This window comes from Cypionkella sp. PAMC25878 (genome assembly GCF_058135695.1).
The window spans coordinates 396,645-414,106 of the sequence record NZ_CM176871.1 but is presented as its reverse complement, the minus strand read 5'-3'; the positions used below and the strand labels follow the sequence as shown (position 1 = coordinate 414,106).

The following is a 17,462-nucleotide window of genomic DNA, read 5'->3' as shown; positions in this document are numbered from 1 at the left end:
GCAGGCGGGAGGCGTATTGGAGTCGATCAGGTATCCTTTCGACAGAATTACATCTGAAGTAAATACTTGACATATGTTCAACATTAAGCAAGCGTGTTTGAGGGAGGTCGGGGCAGGTTGTCTCGGCACATGGGAGGAGAAAGTGTTGATGAATAAGCTAGCAATGCTGCCGCTGGCAGCTCTTATCGGGATGAGCGTATTTGGTACCGCCGCCCTTTCGGATGGCCTGAGTTTCAAAAAAGCGTACGATCCTACCCCGGCCGCTGTACTGAGCGACCCAAATTACATGAACCTCGATGCGATCATGGCCAAGTTCAACGACGGGGTCGCAAAGGGAGTCTATGGCTCGGGCAAGCCGATCACGCTGGCGTTCTCGCAGGTGGTGATGAATCACCCGGTCCGCATCAACATGGTCGAGACGTTCAAATCCAACTGCGCCAAATTCTCGAACGTGACCTGCTATGTCACCGAAGGCACGGGCGAAGTTGGTGTCGAGCTTGCCAACATCGAAAGCCTGATCCAGCGCAAGCCGGACGCCATGGTCATCAGCAGCCTGTCGGGCACTGCAGTTTATCCCGGCTACGAAGCCGTCATCGCTGCGGGCATTCCGCTGCTGATGAACAATTCCGGCATCCCGGATGACAGTGCGAACATCCCATACACGTCGTTCATGAGCCCTGACGATTGGGAAAATGGCAAGCTTCTTGGACAGTACATGGCTGACCAGCTGGGTGGTAAAGGCAACATCATCGTCATCGAAGGCGTGGCCGAATCCTCCAACTACGATTTCCGCCTTGGCGGGTTCATGGAGGCGATCAACAAGTATCCCGACATCAAAATCGTGGGGCAGCAATCGGGTGCGTGGATCCGCATGCCGGCGATGACGGCGACGGTTGACCTGCTGCAAGCCAATCCGGAAATCAACGGCATCTATGCTATGAACGATGAGATGGGGATGGGCGTTTTGGCCGCGCTGCGCAATGCCGGCCGTGAAGACGGCGTTGTCATGGTCAGCGTGGACGGTCAGAAAGACCTGGTTCAGGAGATCCTGAAAGGGTCTGCAGCCAAGGCTAGCGTGTATTGGGACTCGGACATGGACCGTGTCGTCGCAGCCGCTCTGGCGGTTGTCGAGGGCGCAAAGGTGGATAAGAACATCTTTTACCACGAAAAGCTAATCACCCAGGACAATGCACAGGCGTTCCTAGACCGGATTGCAAAATAACCTGATCACGACCTAGCCTTGCGACGCTAGTACTGCGGGTAATCGCAATGCGGCCAGGCGGGCAGAAGCCGGGCGCCCTCGTCGAGGGGGCCCGGCTGCGCCGACACTCCGTCTTGTACCTTGCGCGCTTTGGCAATGACGGCGAGCTGCCTTTTAACTGATGCACGCGCCACATATCGGTAGGGGTCGACCGGAACTGCGTTGGGGCGCACTGAAGATGTGCCGACACGGACCGGGCAGGCTTTGACCCGGCCTTGGGTCACCATATTAGTGCGGCAAGAGGGGGGCGGTCAAATGGATGGCACGGCGCAACAAATAACTATGGCAATGTGAGGAGGAACTGAAATCATGGCGACGTCACTCGACAAATTCGCAAATCGAAAGCCTGCCTGGGACACCCCGTTGATCGTGGAGTCACATCTCAACGGCGAGCGGACCAAGGCGATGAACCCCAACACGCCGCGCACGTACGACGAGGTGATCGAGGACGCGCTTCGGTGCTGGGACGCCGGGTCCTGCGCGATCCACACGCACAACACCAACTTCAACCTGCACGGGGAGGAGGCCGCCAAGGACTACCATCCCGTCTACGACGAAGTGCTGCGCCAGCGACCCGACCTGACGTGGTATCCGACCACCTGCAACCGCGAGTTGCTGGACGAGCACGAGTTCGGCACCGAGCACAGCGGTTTCCTGCACAAGAGCCATAACGTCAACATCTCCTGCATTGATACGGGCATCAACCTATTCGCGTTCGACGTGAACGAGAAGGGCCACATCGAGGGCCGGGAATACGGCTGGAACTACAAGCAGGTGGCCGGCCAGCTCGATCAGGCGCTGGCCAACAAGATGAGCATCATTTGGGGCGTCTACGAGCCCGGCCAGCTGCGTCTCGCCATGCACTACATCAACCGCGGCATGTCCACTGCGGGCTCGTTCGTCGACTTCTACCTGATCGGGCCCTACGCTTTGACTTCGACAAAGCCGATCGGCACCTCCGGCATGGAGCCGACGCGCGAGAGCCTCTACTACTATCTCGACATGATGGAGCAGCTGAACCAGACTGGAAAGACACCGAACTGGTGCATCTCGATCTGGGGCGAAGGCGACCGCGACACCCGCGATATCATCAAGCGCACGATCGAACTGGGCGGCCATGTCAAAACCGGGCTCGAGCTGTTCTACGATCCGGCGCGAAACCCCACGAACCTTGAGCTGTTGCAGGAAGTTCAGGCGATCGCCCGCGAAGTCGGTCGTCCGCTGGCCACCCAACAACAGGCGCGCGAAATCTACGGGATCGCGGAACAGTCTGCGCTCGGCTACAAGCCTGCCTGATCCCCGCAACTGGTTTCCGGGCCATATGGCCCGGGAGCCACCCTTTCGGCACCCGGGTCCTGCGGCGCAGGCTTTGCCCGCCGGGTCCTATCTGTCTATCTTTGCGTGCTGACGCGTTTATCTGCGCCGACCCTTACAACCAAGACTCTACACGGCTAACCCTTGCATGGCGGAGGATGCAGAACACCGATGCAGACCACCAATACTCGAAAATCATCGTTCGGCTGGTTCCACGACCACCGGTCAGAGTACATGCTCGTGCTGCTTATCACAGCCGCCTTTGTTCTGGCACCGCTGTTCACAGAGTTCTTTCTGACTGCTGACAACCTGTTCAATCTCAGCCGGCAGGGATCGTACCTCGCGATTGTGGCAGTCGGCATGTCTCTGGTGTTGATCATCGGCGGCATTGATCTGTCTATCGGCGCCATCATGCAACTCGTCGGGCTCTCCACGATCCTGCTGCTGGGCGCAGGGTTCTCGGCCTGGGTGGCGTTCATCGCGGCGCTGGTTCTTGGCGCGGGGCTGGGCCTGATCAACGGAACGCTGATTGTGTACGGCCGGATGCAGCCCTTTATTGCCACGCTGGCAACTGGCGGCATCATGACCGGAATCGTAATGACCTACAGCCAGGGCAATGCGGTAGCGCCGCGTGACATCGACCCGATGTTTCGGGCGATCGGCGGCGGGGCGGTCGTGGGTGTGCCGATTCCGGCACTGGTGATGTTCCTGGTCGTAGGGATATTCTGGTGGCTGATGAGCTTTTCGACCTATGGCAAGAATGTTTATGCAACGGGCGCCAACGAAAACGCCGCTCGGATTGTCGGGATCAACGTCAACTGGATCGAGTGTTCGGTCTATGCGATAAGCGGAATGCTGGCCGCTCTGGCGGGGTTCCTGACCTTTGCCCGGGTAGGGACGTTTCAGCCGGCCACCGCCGCAACGGGCGGAACGCCGGTCGAGGTGGTGATCATGGCGATCGCCGCGGTCGTGCTGGGAGGCGGCAGCCTGGTGGGGGGCAAGGGCACGGTCATCGGTGCCTTCCTTGGTGCCATGATCAGCGCCGTCATGCTTAACCTGCTAATACTTCTGGGGATGGGCATCTGGTTCCAGCGGTTTCTTTTGGCGATAATCATTGTCGCTGTCGTAGTGCTGTCAAGCAGGGGCGAGAGAAGATGATGCAGGCAGTTAACACGCTGGAAATCAAGGGCATTTCCAAAAGCTTTGGTTCGAACAGGGTCATCGCCGAGCTCGACCTGCAGGTCCGCAAGGGCGAGGTCCATGCCCTGATGGGTGAAAACGGGGCGGGCAAGTCGACGCTGATCAAGATCATTTCGGGCGTCCACCGCTCCGACGAAGGGACCATCCGCCTGAACGGCGAACAGGTTGCCTTCGTCAGCCCTCACGAGGCACAGGTCGGCGGCGTCGCGACGCTGTTCCAGGAAATCCAGGAAATCCCTGATCTTACCGTCGCCGAGAATTTTTACGCGGGCAACGAGCCGATGAAATACGGCATGTTGATCGACTGGAAGGCACTGTTCCGCGGAGCGCAGGCCGAGTTCGATGCGATCGGGCTCAAAATCGACGCGAAGATGAAGATGCGACATCTGACCCCCTCGTCGCGCAAGATGGTCGAGATCGTCCGGGCGGTGCACCAAGGCGGCGCGTCCGTGATCATCATGGACGAGCCGACTGCGAACCTGAACCAAGGCGAGATCGACGCGCTTTTCGCGATGATCGGGGAGCTCAAGAACCGCGGCATTAGCATCATTTACGTCTCGCACCGGATTCGCGAGATTTTCCAGATCGCAGACCGCGTCTCGGTGCTGCGCGACGGCCGTCTGGTGCGGACCGAGAGCACGGACAAAATCACCGAGGATGAAATCGTCAAGCTGATGGTGGGCCGCGATCTGCCGGAGTTTTACCCCAAGCGTCCACCGCCGGGTGACACGGTGCGCATGAAGGTGCGTGACCTCAGCGTGGGCGCAGCGCTTGACGGCATCAGTTTTGACGTCCGCCACGGCGAAATTCTGGGCATCGCCGGGCTTGAAGGGTCAGGCGCTACGCTGGTCATGAAGGCGCTGTTCGGTCTCGTGAAGCCTAGTCACGGCACAGTCGAAATTGACGGCAATCCGGTGACGATTGCCAATCCCCGGCGCAGCATCGAGCAGGGATTGGCCTATGTGCCCGAGGACAGAAAGGCCGACGGGCTGTTCCTGAACAAGACGGTTCCGTTCAACGTCGCGGCGAGTTCACTGCGTAGCCATTTTTCGTGGCTCGGGTTCGTGGTTCGGCGGCGGGCCGTCGACCAGACCGCCGCCGACATTTCCCGGCGGCTTCGCATCAAGGCTGACGGCCCGGCCGCCAAGGTTGGCAGCCTGAGCGGCGGCAATCAGCAAAAAACGCTGATCGGACGCTGGCTCATCGGGTCCCACAGCGCTTTGCTGCTGGAAGAGCCGACCCGCGGCGTGGACATCGGCGCAAAGGTCGAGATCTACGGCGAGATCAACGCCCTTGCCCAAAGCGGGCTGCCCGTGATCCTCTATTCTTCAGAATTGCTGGAGCTGATAGGGATGTGCGACCGCGTGGTCGTGATCCGCAGCGGCAAGATAAGCGCCATTCTGTCTGGTGGCGATATCACGGAAGAAAAGATTCTTGAAAAAGCGCTGACCAACTAGAGGCAAGACGAACGCGCCGGCCGGGTAATCGACCCCGACCAAAGCGCTAGCGCGATCCCGATGAGGAACGGAGAAGGTAAGATGACAAGCGACAAAACGCAGGGCGCCACGCCAATCGTGATGCGCGGCAGAAAGACGACGAATACGGCCTCGCTCGCCGAGTATGCGCCGGCGATGATCGTGCTGGTGCTGCTGGTGATCGGGACGATCGCGTCCGAGAGGTTCCTGCAGACCCGAAACATCTTCAATATCCTTCAGTATGCCGCAGAGCCCGCCATCATTGCGGTCGGGATGCTGTTTGTTGTCCTCGCCCGCGGGATCGACCTTTCGGTAGGCTCTGTGATGGGTATCGGCAATGTCACCGCGGCCATCCTTGCGGCGCAGGGATATGGCGTGACGGTTTCAGTGGTCGCGGCCATCCTATTCGGTGCGGTGTTCGGGCTGATCAATGGCCTGTTGATCACCAACGGCCGGATGGAGCCGATTATCGCGACGCTGGCAACCATGATCGGCGCGCGATCAGTGATTTACTTCATGACCGGTGGCGCACCGCTGTTTGAAGGCATCCCCGACGGATTCAAGGCAATCGCGCAAGGCAATGCTCTGTTTGTGCCCAACGGCGTGCTTTTCCTTTGCATCGTGTTCCTCGGCGCGTATGTCGTCCTTAACCACACGCGATACGGGCGGAACGTCTATGCGGTCGGTGGCTCCGAGGAAACGGCGCGCCTGTTCGGGATCAAGGTGACTTGGATCGAGGTTTCGGTTTATGTAATCAGCGGTATGCTTGCCGCGACCGCAGGCGTAATCTCAGCAAGCCGGCTGGGTATTGGCGACCCGAATGCGGGAATAGGCTACGAGCTTGTCGCCATCACGATGGTGGTCGTCGGCGGGGTCCGACTAGCAGGCGGGGTCGGCACGGTTTTCGGTGTTTTGTCGGGTGTGCTGATCGTGTCTGTGCTGACAAATATATTGCAGCTCACTAACGTTAGCACCCACGTCCAGCACATCTTTCTTGGAGGAGCCATTGTGGGGATGATGCTGTTCATGTCTTGGCAGGACAGTCGGCAGGCCTGAAAGCCGGGAAGGGTGTCACCCTTCCTGTTGTGCTTCCGGCGGCCTTCTGCCGTCTGTACCCCCGCCTGATGATCCGCTTTATACATGTCAAGGGTCATTTAGCCAGAACAACACTTGGACAGCTGCTTTGGCAGATGCCGAAATCACGACTGCAGACACGAACTGCGCAATCGGGGCGTCCAGGACGTGCTGATCGCGGTCGTGGACGGGCCGAAGAGCTTCCCCGAGGGGATCACGGCGGCCTTTCATCCCTACCAAAGTCGCAGCGACGATTTCTGCATCCTGATGGGTATAGGACTGCGATTTATGGCCACCGCCGTCCACCTTGCGGTTCGAATCTCCCCTTTCAACGGGAGCGGCGGTGTCAGGTCGCTCTGGAATCCCTCTGAGTCGTCCTTTTTGACCATTCACAGACTGCTGTGGAATCGGTGGGTACATAGCAACGAGCCGCGACAGCGACCTTCCTGATCTGCCTCACTCGGGTTTGTACATAGGTACAAAAATAAAACTAAGTGTACGGACGTTTGAGGTTTAACCCAAACTCAGACGTCAGGTGCAGCCGACAAGAGCAGGGGCGGGCAGCCATAACCGTCGGCCACAACTAAAGCCTTCCCTCTTGTCTTCTGTGGTTAGATATTGATAAATATAACGTTATTCCGACGAAGATCGGTACTTAAGTTAGTCACGAATAGCAAGATGGCACATGACCAGCGCGTGTTAGAAATTGACACACTCTGCTGTCGCCTGCCAGCAATGGCGCGTTGCGCACCATAGGGTGATTTTTTCCTGATTGACATCGCGCGTGAACATACATTACCTAAATAGGATGAATGTTCTGAAGAGGGTGGGGCAGGATGGCGGAAATTTTTGATCATACGGGTGCGCCTGTCACTCACGGCCGGGCCCGGGTCAACGGTATCCGAATGCATTATGTCACGGCGGGGCAAGGTGAACCATTGCTGTTGTTGCATGGCACGCCCAAGACGCATTTCTACTGGTACAAGTTGATCCCTCTGCTGACGCAGCACTTCCGCGTCGTGGCCCCTGATTTGCGGGGCTTTGGCGATACCGATAAGCCGCCAGCTGAAGAAGGCTATGACAGTCTTACCAACGCGCGTGATATGGCTGCCTTGATGACCCACCTGGGACATGACAGCTTTCACTTGCATGGCGAAGACCGGGGCGCGGAATTCGCATATGCTCTGGCAGCAACTGAGCGGGCGCGGGTGAAAACGCTATCCTTCTCGGAAATGCTGCTGTCAGGCGAAGGGCTGGAGGAATGGTCGAATTTCACGCCGGAAAACGTCTCTGCCCAATTCAATCTGCGTGGGGTCTGGGTCTGGCACATTCCGTTCTTCTGGATTCCCCACCTGCCAGAAATGCTGATCACCGGGCGCGAGCGCGAGTTCTGGGAGTTCTGGATCAAGGCTGAAACCTGGAACCCCAATGCCATCACGAAAGAAGCAATTGACGAATGGATCGCCCACCTGTCCGCGCCGGGTGGTTTGCGCGGTTGTCTGGAAACCTACCGGGCAGGTATGAAGAACGCGCGCATCAACAAAGACCTGAAACAGTCCAAGCTGACCCTGCCCATTCTGACCATCGGCGCGCCGGAGTTCTTTGGCGAGCTGGTGCGCGATCAGATGGAAAAAATGGCGGTGGCCGTGGAACGCTCCGAAGTTTTTCAGCAATGCGGGCACAGCCTGGCCTTGGAAGCGCCCGACCGCCTGGCCCAAACGCTACGTGAATTCATGCTGAACCGCGGCTGAGCGGCGGCGGCTGAGCTTACTGATTATCACTGAACCGACAGGCCTCTGGAGAGAGGAGGTTGTGTCATGCCCAACACTGGAGGAGAACTACATGAAACACCTGAACTTCAAACGTGCCGCACTCGCCTTGTCGGTGGCCCTTCTGCCCAGCTTTGCGCTGGCCGATGTGGCCGCCGATATCCAGCATCCGCTGTGGTACAAGGCCCCGTCTGAAAAGACGATGGAACTGGCGAAACTGGACAACTTGGAAGGGGTCGTCGTTTCTGACGGGCAAGACGGCGCGAAGGGCTTCCCCGCCGCTGACCTGAAATTGACCGACGAGCAACTCGCCAAGGTCAAGGCTGGCAACTTCACGGTTGCGATCTCGATGGGGTGGATGGGCGATGACTGGGCAAGCCAACAATTGATTGGTCTGAAAGAGACCTTTGAGTCCATGGGCATCAAGGTCGTGGCCGAAACCAACGCAAACTGGGATGACGCCAAGCAAATCGCCGACCTAGACACCATTTCCGTGCTCAAGCCCAGCCTTCTGGTCTCGATTCCGCTGAATGGTCAAACCACTGCTTCGGCCTATCAAAAGATCGCCGCTGCGGGCACCAAGGTTGTATTCATTGACCAGGCTGTCGAGGGCATGACCGCTGGTAAGGAATACGCTTCGATCATCTCATCGGACAACCTTCAGTTGGGCATGTATCTGGCCGACGAACTGGCCGACGCACTGGGTGGCAAGGGCAATGTCGCGGCGATGTACTATGCCAACGACTTTTACGTGACCAACCTGCGCTATGAAGGCTTCATTGCCCGCGTGCTGGCCAAATATCCCGATCTGCACGTGGTTGCCGCGGTGGGCCACAACAACCCCAACAAAGGTCAGGAAGTCGCTGATGGGCTTTTGGCGCGCTATCCGACGCTTGATGGCGTCTATGCGAGCTGGTCGATCCCGGCGATGGGCGCTGTGACCTCTGCAACCGTTGCGGGTCGCACACTCGACAACTTCAAGATTGTCAACGAGAACTTCGACCAGATCGTTGCGCTGAACATGGCGCAAAACGGCTTCATCGCCGGAATCTCGTCGCAGCGCCCTTACGATCAGGGCGTAGCCGAAGCCAAGACAGGCGCGCTGGCGTTGATCGGTGAACCGACCCCTCCCTACATCGTCGTGCCGCCGCTGAAGGTGGAACGCTCGAATTTGGCGGAATCGTACAAGACCATTTACCGTGTTGACCTGCCCGCTGAAATGGTTTCGGCTTTGGCCAACTGACAGACTTGGGGCGCGGCCAGACCCGCGCCCCTTTCCCCACGGAGTTTCAGCCATGACCGAAGCCCTGATCCTTGAGATGACGGATATCCGCAAATCCTTTGGGGCCATTCCCGTCCTGAAAGGTGTGGGCTTCACCCTCAGGAAGGGCGAGATCCATGCTCTGATGGGCGGCAACGGAGCCGGCAAGTCCACGCTGATGAAGATCTTGACCGGGGTCTACGCCCGCGATAGCGGCACCGTCACCATCGACGGCCACCAAGTGGAACTACATGGTGCCGCCGCTGCAGAGCGTGCGGGTGTTGCTATGATTTTTCAGGAGTTTTCGCTGGTGCCCACGTTGACAGTGGCCCAGAACATCTTTCTGAAACGCGAGCCGCGCTTTCGGGGCACGCCAATTATCAACGGCACTGAAATGGTGCGCCGGTCCCGCGCGATACTTGAGGAATTGGGGGTTGATATTGACCCCAACGCCCCCGTTAGCGGATTAAGCGCCGGGTATATGCAGATCGTGGAAATCGCCAAGGCCCTGTCGAAAAAGGCGCGGATTCTGGTGATGGATGAACCGACATCCTCGCTTTCCGAGACCGAGACTTCGGCGCTGTTCGAACTTGTGGGCCGTCTGCGCGCATCGGGCATTTCCATCGTCTATATCTCGCACCGGATGGCTGAAATTCTGACGCTATGCGACCGCGTCACCGTCATGCGCGATGGCGAGACGGTGATGACAGCAGATTGCGCCGACCTGTCGGTCGCACGGATTGTCGAGGCCATGCTGGGTGCCGGTAATGCCGCGTCCTTCGCATGGAAGGACCGACATGTGCCCGAGGATGCCCGCGCGGTGGTGCAGGTGCGCAACCTGCGGTTGGCCAAGCGGATCGAGGATGCCAGCTTTGAGATCCGCGAGGGAGAGATTGTCGGCCTTGCGGGCCTGATGGGTTCTGGAAGAACCGAAATTGCCGAAACGCTGTTCGGCCGCCGCCGTGCCCTGTCGGGTGAAATTTTGTTTGATGGTGTCCCCGTGACCAACCAGGCTGATGCCATCGCCCGAGGCATGGCCTTGGTGCCCGAAGATCGCCGTAAGTTCGGTCTCGTGCTGGAACACTCAGTGGGCGACAATATCATCCTACCCAGTCTTGACCGTTTCACCCGCCACTTCCTTGTGCAGGACAGTGTTGCCTTGCGAACGGTGCAAGCCACGATCAGTGACCTTGCGATCAAGACCGACGGACCTGACAAGCTGGCGCGCCTGTTGTCGGGCGGCAATCAGCAGAAGATCGTCATCGGCAAATGGCTGGCCCGCGCGCCGCGCTTGTTGATCCTTGACGAGCCTACAATCGGCGTCGACATCGGCGCCAAATCCGAGATTGTCGATACCGTCCGCGCCATGGCTGACAGGGGCATGGCGGTTCTGGTGATCTCGTCAGAGCTGGAAGAACTTATGGCGATCAGTGACCGCATCCTGGTGCTGCATGGCGGACGCATTGCGCAAAATATGAACCGTCGCGATGTGGCGACAGAGGAGGAACTTCACCATGCAATCCAAGGCCACAGCCACTCTGCGCCCAATCTCGGCGCGGCCTAAGGTTCAACTGCAGAATTACGTTGTTTACATTTTCTTTGCCGTGGTACTGGCGTTTTTTGCCATCACTATCGGTGACAAGGGCTTCTTGTCGGTGATGAACCTGTTCAACATCGCACGCACAACCGCGATGATCACGGTGATCGCCGTGGCCATGACCTTCGTAATTTCTGCCGGCGAATTAGACCTGTCCGTCGGCTCCATTACCGCACTTTCCGCCCTGACATGCGGTCTGGTGATGCAGGCCGGGTTCGCGTGGCCGCTGGCGGCTCTATCGGGACTGGCGGCAGGGCTGATGGTCGGCTGTCTGAACGGATTTTTCGTAACGATGATCGGAATACCCTCGTTTCTTGTCACACTTGGCATGATGCAGTTCATTCGCGGGCTGGACATGCGGATAACTTATACGAACCCGATTGCCATATCGAACAAGACCTTCAACACGATCTTCGGATCGGGCAGCCTGTTTGGCATCCCGTCGTTGTTGATCTGGTCGGTGATGGTGGCGCTTCTGGGCCTTGTGGTCTTGAAGTACACAGGCTTCGGGCGTGAGGTTCTTGCGACGGGCGGCAACCGGATGGCGGCTGAGTATTCCGGCGTGAAGACCCGCCGCATCAAGTTCGCGGCCTTCCTTCTGTCAGGTGCCGCAGCCGCACTGGCTGGGCTGTTGTACTCCGGAATGATGCAAACCGCCCGCTTCAACTTTGGTGAAGGGGCCGAGTTGATGGCGATTGCGGCCGTAATTCTGGGCGGCACAAGCCTGTTCGGTGGACGAGGCACGATCCTTGGCACATTTGCCGGATCGCTGTTGATCGGCACAATAAACAACGGGCTGATCATCATGGGGCTGGATGTAAGCGAACAGATGATGGTTGCCGGTGGTATAATCATTCTGGCCGTCGCCTTCGGCAAGAAACCCACGACCTGAAGTTCAAGAGGGTTCCCCAGCCCAATGGCCCTTGCCGGTCTTCTTGACGGCATACCAGCAGTGATAGTCGCCGCGGTTGAGAACCAGCCGATCCTTGGCCCTCTCGGTCTCTGGAATGGCGAAACGCAAACCATATAAAACGCCGGAAAGATTGATGTCGATGAGCCGTTATTGCCACGGGATCGCTGCACTCGAGCGGTCAATTGTTGCGGGCATCGCCCCACTGGCGGATAATCTTTTCAGCTACACGCGGGATGTCCTGCGCCACGATGTCCGGCTCTGGAAGCCCCGGCACATGAAGAACTGCATTGCCTGGCAAGGTAACCAGAGCACCGGCGCACCCCGCAACCTGCGCTCCAAGCGTGTCCCATGCATGCGCCGCGACAAGGCACAGAGCGGCAAGCTCGACCTCAAGGGCGTCAGCGACCATCTTGTATACCTCGTTCGCGGGCTTGAATTTCCGGACTGCATCGACGCTGAACATCTGCTCGAAGTGCTCGGCAAGACCGCCTTGTTCGAGGGGACCCAACCCCGGACTCGGCGGCGAGTTCGTCAGCGTCACAAGCCGGAAGCCTGCCTTCTTCAGGCGGATCATCGCTTCGGCCACGCCAGCATGCGTTGGCATGTTTTGGAGCAGCTTCCGCAGCTCGGCAATGTCAGTTTCACCTACCTTCATCTGCCGGATTTCGCCGATCATACGGAACACACCTGCGGCAAGCTCACCAAACGGGACGTAGGTGCCCGCCAGCGTGACAGCCTCAGAGTAGAGGATGAGCTGTGCGAACCACTCCCGCATGACGCCGGGGTCGCCGAAGATGCGCTCGAACAACGGCTCGAGTGTCGTTATGTCGATTAGCGTCTCGTTGACGTCGAAGACGATCACTGTGGGTCTCAAAGGCGCTTTCACTGTTGTTTCCTTTTTTGGCAGAAGGACTTGCAACTTGCCCGAAGGACGACGGGTTTTCTGTAGGCTGACACTGTCAAGTGTGTAGGTATATAGCCCTGCAAGATTGCAACCTGGATGGCTCGATGATCAAAGGGTAAGCCAAGGGGACAGCTTTGCAGAAATGAAAAATACATGCGGATTCCGCTGGCTGGCTTCCGGCGTGGTGACTTCCACAAACTGGACTCCCTGGATTCCGCAAAAGAATCCAGCGCGCCAAGGTCGTGATTCCGCAAGCCTTTGATAATGAGTCGCTTTTTCCAAGTTCATGCGGCAGGTGGCTTCCGCCTGGATTCCCCGGTGAAGAAGCCAGTCGCTAGCGAAATGCCGCGCTGCGCCCCCCCGCATACAAACCGTGCCGGGGAGGAACCATGCCAGGGGGGGCAGTCAAAATCAGATCGACGCCGTGCTGACAAGTCAAAACGGAATTTCGTCTGGCAACATGTCAAGCTTGGGCAGGGCGGTTACTGGCAGGGGAATATTGTAGGTAACGTAGAGATTCAGGATGTCTTCGCGGTCCATGAACATTATCTGGCTACGCTTCGACGCGTCGAGCTTTCCGCCCAGCCAATTGCGCGCTTGTTTGGTAATGGCGCCGCCAGCAACGATGAAGGCATGGTCGACGAGGGCCTTCTTACTCGTTTCAGGGTCGAAAATTTCATGGCCCAGCATCATCAAGACTTGCTGGTAGATCTCAGCGATGTTGGCATTCGATCCCTTTGTCATTCCGGCAGAGTCGAGCTTTCCTTTCTTTGCCTGAATGCCAAAGTAGAGGACGTGCTGGGTGGGCAGGACAAAGCGCATCCAAATGTCCTTCCCATATTCCAAGGCTTTGTCCGCGTGACCCGCAGCCGTAAGCCGATGAAAGCCAAGCTGCCTAAACAAGGGCAGCAAGATTTCTTCGATCAACTCATCTTCACTGCATTCGTCGAGATAGGCGTTCAGCTGCCTCTTACGCTCCGTCTCCTTCGGGGTCAGGGGACGATGGGGATTGGTTGCCTTGGACACTGTCTTGCTGCCGATGTGGCGGACCTGCAGCGTCTGGTCTTCGTCATAGTAGGATTCATACCCCTCCCTCATAAGCGGTTCATTCAGTGCAGCGAGTGCTTTACTGCGATCACGATCGCCGTCCTCCGCTTCGCGAAGGTCCATCAACGTGCGTAGCAAGACGACAAAGCGGGTCGGGAGCTGGAAGGCCGCAGGTTGCGGTTCTTCCAAAAGCTCTTCGAGGCGCTGTGAAGCCCAGATAGGACGAGTTGTGCCATCGTGAACGAAATCGAGATCGCACTCTTCAAAAAACTTCGTGATGTAGAAGCTGGACCGACGAGGAAAATGCTCCACATCGCCAACGACCATTTCGGCAATTGCGCGAAGGTTACGTGGTTTGAACTTCATGCCATTAGCCTCTCAAATGCCGGTGACTCGGAAGGGCCGAACTCCGCGCAGCGCAATATGGACACCTTCTCAAGCCGCCATTTCCGAAAGCATCGCTTCTGCTTGTGCCAACACCCCTCGAACAGCGGCGTCTTCCAGATCTGGTGGATAGCCGTACTTCCTCAAGATCCGTTTGACGAGAACCCGCAACCGCGCCCGGGCGCTGTCGCGATGCGCCCAGTCGATGGTGACGTTGGCTTTGAGCCCCTTCAACAGTTCATGCGCGATGATCTTCAGCTGATCATTGCCGAGGATATCGACCGCGCTTTGATTGTCAGCCAAGGCATCATAAAAGGCGATTTCGTCGGGTGTCAGCCCGGTTTCTTCGCCCCGGTTTCTGGCCTCGCGCACTTCCTTTGCCAGCGCGATCAGTTCTTGCAGGACTTCGACAGTGCTGATGGCGTTGGTGTGATAGCGTGAGATCGCTTCTTCCAGCCGCTCGGAAAACTTCCGTGTTTCAATCACATTTGACCGGCTGCGGGATCTGATTTCGTCGTTCAGAAGCTTTTTCAGCGCCTCAAGGGCGAGGTTCTTTTTCTCCATCTGACCAATTTCGGCCAGGAACTCGTCAGACAGGATGGAAATGTCCGGGGAGGACAGCCCAGCCGCCGACAGGATGTCGACGATTTCGGTCGATGCGACGGCGCCATTCACGATCTGGCGGATGGCCAGGTCGCGATCTGCGGCCGAACGGCCAGAGGTATCGGACGCCTTGACCATTGCTGCGCGCACGGTCTGAAAGAATCCAACCTCGTCGCGCACTTCGCGGGCGGTATCGCTGGCCGAACAAAGCGCAAAGGCCTTGGACAGTGCCAACACTGCATCCTGATAGCGACGGTGCGCAGCCTTCTTGGCTTCCTTTTCGGTTTCCCGCTGCGCCGCCTCGTCTTGCCTTGCGAGAATCCAGTCGAGCGCCTCTGCCAAAGCCACAAGGCGCTGGTGCGGTGTGCCGGTCAGCCCCTTGGAATAGTCGCAGCCGTGGAACATGGCGCGCACCACGTCCAGTCGCTCGAGAAGCGCCGCAACCGCCTCGGCCTCGTCGATGCCAGCTTGCTCCTGGTCCGATTGGGAATACTGGCCCAGCGCGGATTTCAGGTTCTGGGCGATGCCGATGTAATCAACGATCAGACCTGCGGGCTTGTCGCGGAACACCCGGTTCACCCGCGCGATGGCCTGCATCAGCCCGTGCCCGCGCATCGGCTTGTCGATGTACATCGTGTGCATAGACGGGGCGTCAAAGCCGGTCAGCCACATGTCACGCACGATCACCAGCTTGAGCGAGTCTTTCGGATTTTTTGCACGTTTGGCCAGCAGATCGCGCCGTGCTTTGCCGCCGATGTGGGGCTGCCAGGCTTCCGGGTCCGAGGCAGAGCCGGTCATCACGATCTTGACCAGGCCGCCTGCATCGTCGTCCGAATGCCAGTCCGGCCGCAGGGCCACGATCTGATTGTAGAGATCCACGCAGATGCGGCGGCTCATGCAAACGACCATGGCTTTGCCTTCCATGGCCTGCACGCGGGCCTCGAAATGGGTGACCAGATCTTCGGCGATCATCTTCAGGCGCTTTTCGGAACCCACAAGCGCCTCGACGGTCGACCATTTACGCTTCAGCCGTTCTTGTTCGCTGACGGCCTCATCCTCTGTCAACTCTTCGATTTCAGCGTCGACCTTGGGCTTTTCTGAGTCGGGCAACTCGATCCTGGCGAGGCGGCTTTCGTAATAGATTGGCACAGTTGCCCCGTCTTCAACTGCGCGGCTTATGTCATAGACGTCGATGTAGTGTCCAAACACCGCGGGGGTGTTAACATCAGTCGCCTCGATGGGCGTGCCGGTGAAGCCGATGAACGAGGCGTTGGGCAGGGCGTCCCGCAAGTGTTTTGCAAAACCGTAAGCGATGGCCCCGGTCTTCTCGATGCGAGCCTTGAACCCGTATTGGCTGCGGTGGGCCTCATCCGCGATCACCACCACATTCCGACGGTCAGTCAGCATCGGATAAGTATCGCCCTTTTCAGGGGCGAACTTCTGAATGGTGGTGAAAATCACCCCGCCGGATGCCCGGGCCAGCGCCTTTTGCAAATCCTCGCGGCTGTCGGCTTGTACTGGGGTCTGGCGGATCAGGTCGCGGCACATCGAAAAAGTCGCGAACAGCTGATCGTCCAGATCGTTGCGGTCGGTGATCACCACGATTGTCGGATTCTCCATCGCTGGTTCACGCACCAGCTGCCCGGCATAGAAGGCCATCAGCAGGCTCTTGCCCGAGCCCTGCGTGTGCCAAATCACCCCGGCTTTGCGGTCACCCTGCGACCGACTGGCCTCCACGGTGCTCACGACGGCGCGCTTCACCGCGTGGAACTGGTGATAACCCGCGATGATCTTGGCGGTACCGTTCGGGGTGTCGCCAAAAACGGTGAAATCTCGCAGCAGCGACAACAACCGTGGTCGGGCGAAGACACCTTCGATCAGCACCGACATTTCTGGCGATCCCTTGGGGGCCACATCGGCGCCATCGGTCGTGCGCCAAGGCATGAACCGCTCAAGGTCAGCGGTCAGTGAGCCGATGCGCGCCTGAATACCGTCCGTCGTGACCAGCACGGCATTGGCCCGGAACAGCGATCCGATCTGCGCTTTGTAGGTCTGCAATTGGTTGAAGGCAGCGCCCAGCGTTGCCGTTTCTGCGCCGGGCTTCTTCACTTCGATCACGCCGACCGGCAGACCATTCAGGAACACCACCACGTCTGGGCGGCGGTTGTTGCCGTTTTCGATCACCGTGAACTGCGCGATGGCCAGCCAGTCGTTCTGCATGTCTTCCGGGTCGACCAAGCGCACGGCATCGCCGCGGATCGTGCCGTCCTCGGCACGGTATTCCACCGGCACGCCCTCGACCATGGCGCGGTGCATGCGGCGGTTCTCTTCGATCAGTGATGGACGCTCGACGCCCAACAACTTGCGCAGCGCGTCCGCGCGGGCATCTTCGGGGATCTTTGGGTTCAACCTGGCGATTGCGTCGCGCAGCCGCCCTGGCAGGAACGTGTCAGAATAGGCCTCGCGCTCCGGCGCATGGCCATCGGGTCCCGACACCGCGTCATTGATGCAGGTATAGCCCAGCGCGCTCAGGTGATCGAGAAGGACGGCTTCGACTTCGGCTTCCGAAAGTGTGGGCATAAAATCCTCGATTCAGAAATGCACTGTGGCGTTGTCGATCACTTTTGTACCGCAAACTATCTTGTGGGTCAGTTTGACCT

At 58.4% G+C, this 17,462-nt stretch carries 12 protein-coding genes and 1 pseudogene; 10 read left to right on the top strand and 3 right to left on the bottom strand.

The features are described 5' to 3' along the window. Positions 1-148: 148 nt before the first annotated feature. From ACS5RD_RS01865 to ACS5RD_RS01820, 10 genes and pseudogenes are all read left to right on the top strand, one after another. Positions 149-1,222: a substrate-binding domain-containing protein gene (locus tag ACS5RD_RS01865; protein ID WP_489929743.1), complete on the top strand. Its 1,074-nt coding sequence runs from the start codon at positions 149-151 to the stop codon at positions 1,220-1,222. 348 nt (positions 1,223-1,570) lie between these two features. Continuing rightward, the gene (locus ACS5RD_RS01860) at positions 1,571-2,557 is read left to right on the top strand and encodes a beta-keto acid cleavage family enzyme (protein ID WP_489929742.1); all 987 of its coding nucleotides are present in this window, start codon (positions 1,571-1,573) and stop codon (positions 2,555-2,557) included. Between the two features lie 189 nt (positions 2,558-2,746). Then, on the top strand, positions 2,747-3,733 hold the full coding sequence (locus tag ACS5RD_RS01855; protein WP_489929741.1) for an ABC transporter permease: 987 nt from the start codon (positions 2,747-2,749) through the stop codon (positions 3,731-3,733). Next, positions 3,730-5,232, top strand: coding sequence for a sugar ABC transporter ATP-binding protein (locus ACS5RD_RS01850; protein ID WP_489929740.1), 1,503 nt, complete (start codon positions 3,730-3,732; stop codon positions 5,230-5,232). The genes ACS5RD_RS01855 and ACS5RD_RS01850 overlap by 4 nt, the downstream gene beginning before the upstream one ends. Before the next feature lie 81 nt (positions 5,233-5,313). Continuing rightward, a complete protein-coding gene (locus ACS5RD_RS01845) occupies positions 5,314-6,306 on the top strand; it encodes an ABC transporter permease (RefSeq protein WP_489929739.1) in 993 nt (330 codons plus the stop codon). Positions 6,307-6,462: 156 nt separating this feature from the next. Then, a pseudogene (locus tag ACS5RD_RS01840) lies at positions 6,463-6,552 on the top strand (transposase); the annotation flags it as partial. A 608-nt stretch (positions 6,553-7,160) separates the two neighbouring features. Next, positions 7,161-8,075, top strand: coding sequence for an alpha/beta fold hydrolase (locus ACS5RD_RS01835; RefSeq protein ID WP_489929738.1), 915 nt, complete (start codon positions 7,161-7,163; stop codon positions 8,073-8,075). Between the two features lie 91 nt (positions 8,076-8,166). Continuing rightward, complete coding sequence (locus ACS5RD_RS01830) at positions 8,167-9,336, top strand: substrate-binding domain-containing protein (protein ID WP_489929737.1); 1,170 nt, start codon at positions 8,167-8,169, stop codon at positions 9,334-9,336. A gap of 52 nt (positions 9,337-9,388) precedes the next feature. Continuing rightward, the gene (locus ACS5RD_RS01825) at positions 9,389-10,918 is read left to right on the top strand and encodes a sugar ABC transporter ATP-binding protein (protein WP_489929736.1); all 1,530 of its coding nucleotides are present in this window, start codon (positions 9,389-9,391) and stop codon (positions 10,916-10,918) included. Continuing rightward, entirely contained in the window at positions 10,869-11,843 is a 975-nt protein-coding gene (locus tag ACS5RD_RS01820; RefSeq protein WP_489929735.1) for an ABC transporter permease, read from the top strand. Before ACS5RD_RS01825 ends, ACS5RD_RS01820 begins: the two co-directional genes overlap by 50 nt. A 199-nt stretch (positions 11,844-12,042) precedes the next feature. Here the strand turns inward: ACS5RD_RS01820 and ACS5RD_RS01815 are convergent, their stop codons facing one another. From ACS5RD_RS01815 to ACS5RD_RS01805, 3 genes are all read right to left on the bottom strand, one after another. Beyond that, a complete protein-coding gene (locus ACS5RD_RS01815; protein WP_489929734.1) occupies positions 12,043-12,726 on the bottom strand; it encodes a haloacid dehalogenase type II in 684 nt (227 codons plus the stop codon). Positions 12,727-13,203: 477 nt separating this feature from the next. After that, a complete protein-coding gene (locus ACS5RD_RS01810; protein WP_489929733.1) occupies positions 13,204-14,181 on the bottom strand; it encodes a hypothetical protein in 978 nt (325 codons plus the stop codon). Positions 14,182-14,250: 69 nt separating this feature from the next. Next, complete coding sequence (locus tag ACS5RD_RS01805) at positions 14,251-17,382, bottom strand: type I restriction endonuclease subunit R (RefSeq protein ID WP_489929732.1); 3,132 nt, start codon at positions 17,380-17,382, stop codon at positions 14,251-14,253. Positions 17,383-17,462: the final 80 nt, after the last annotated feature.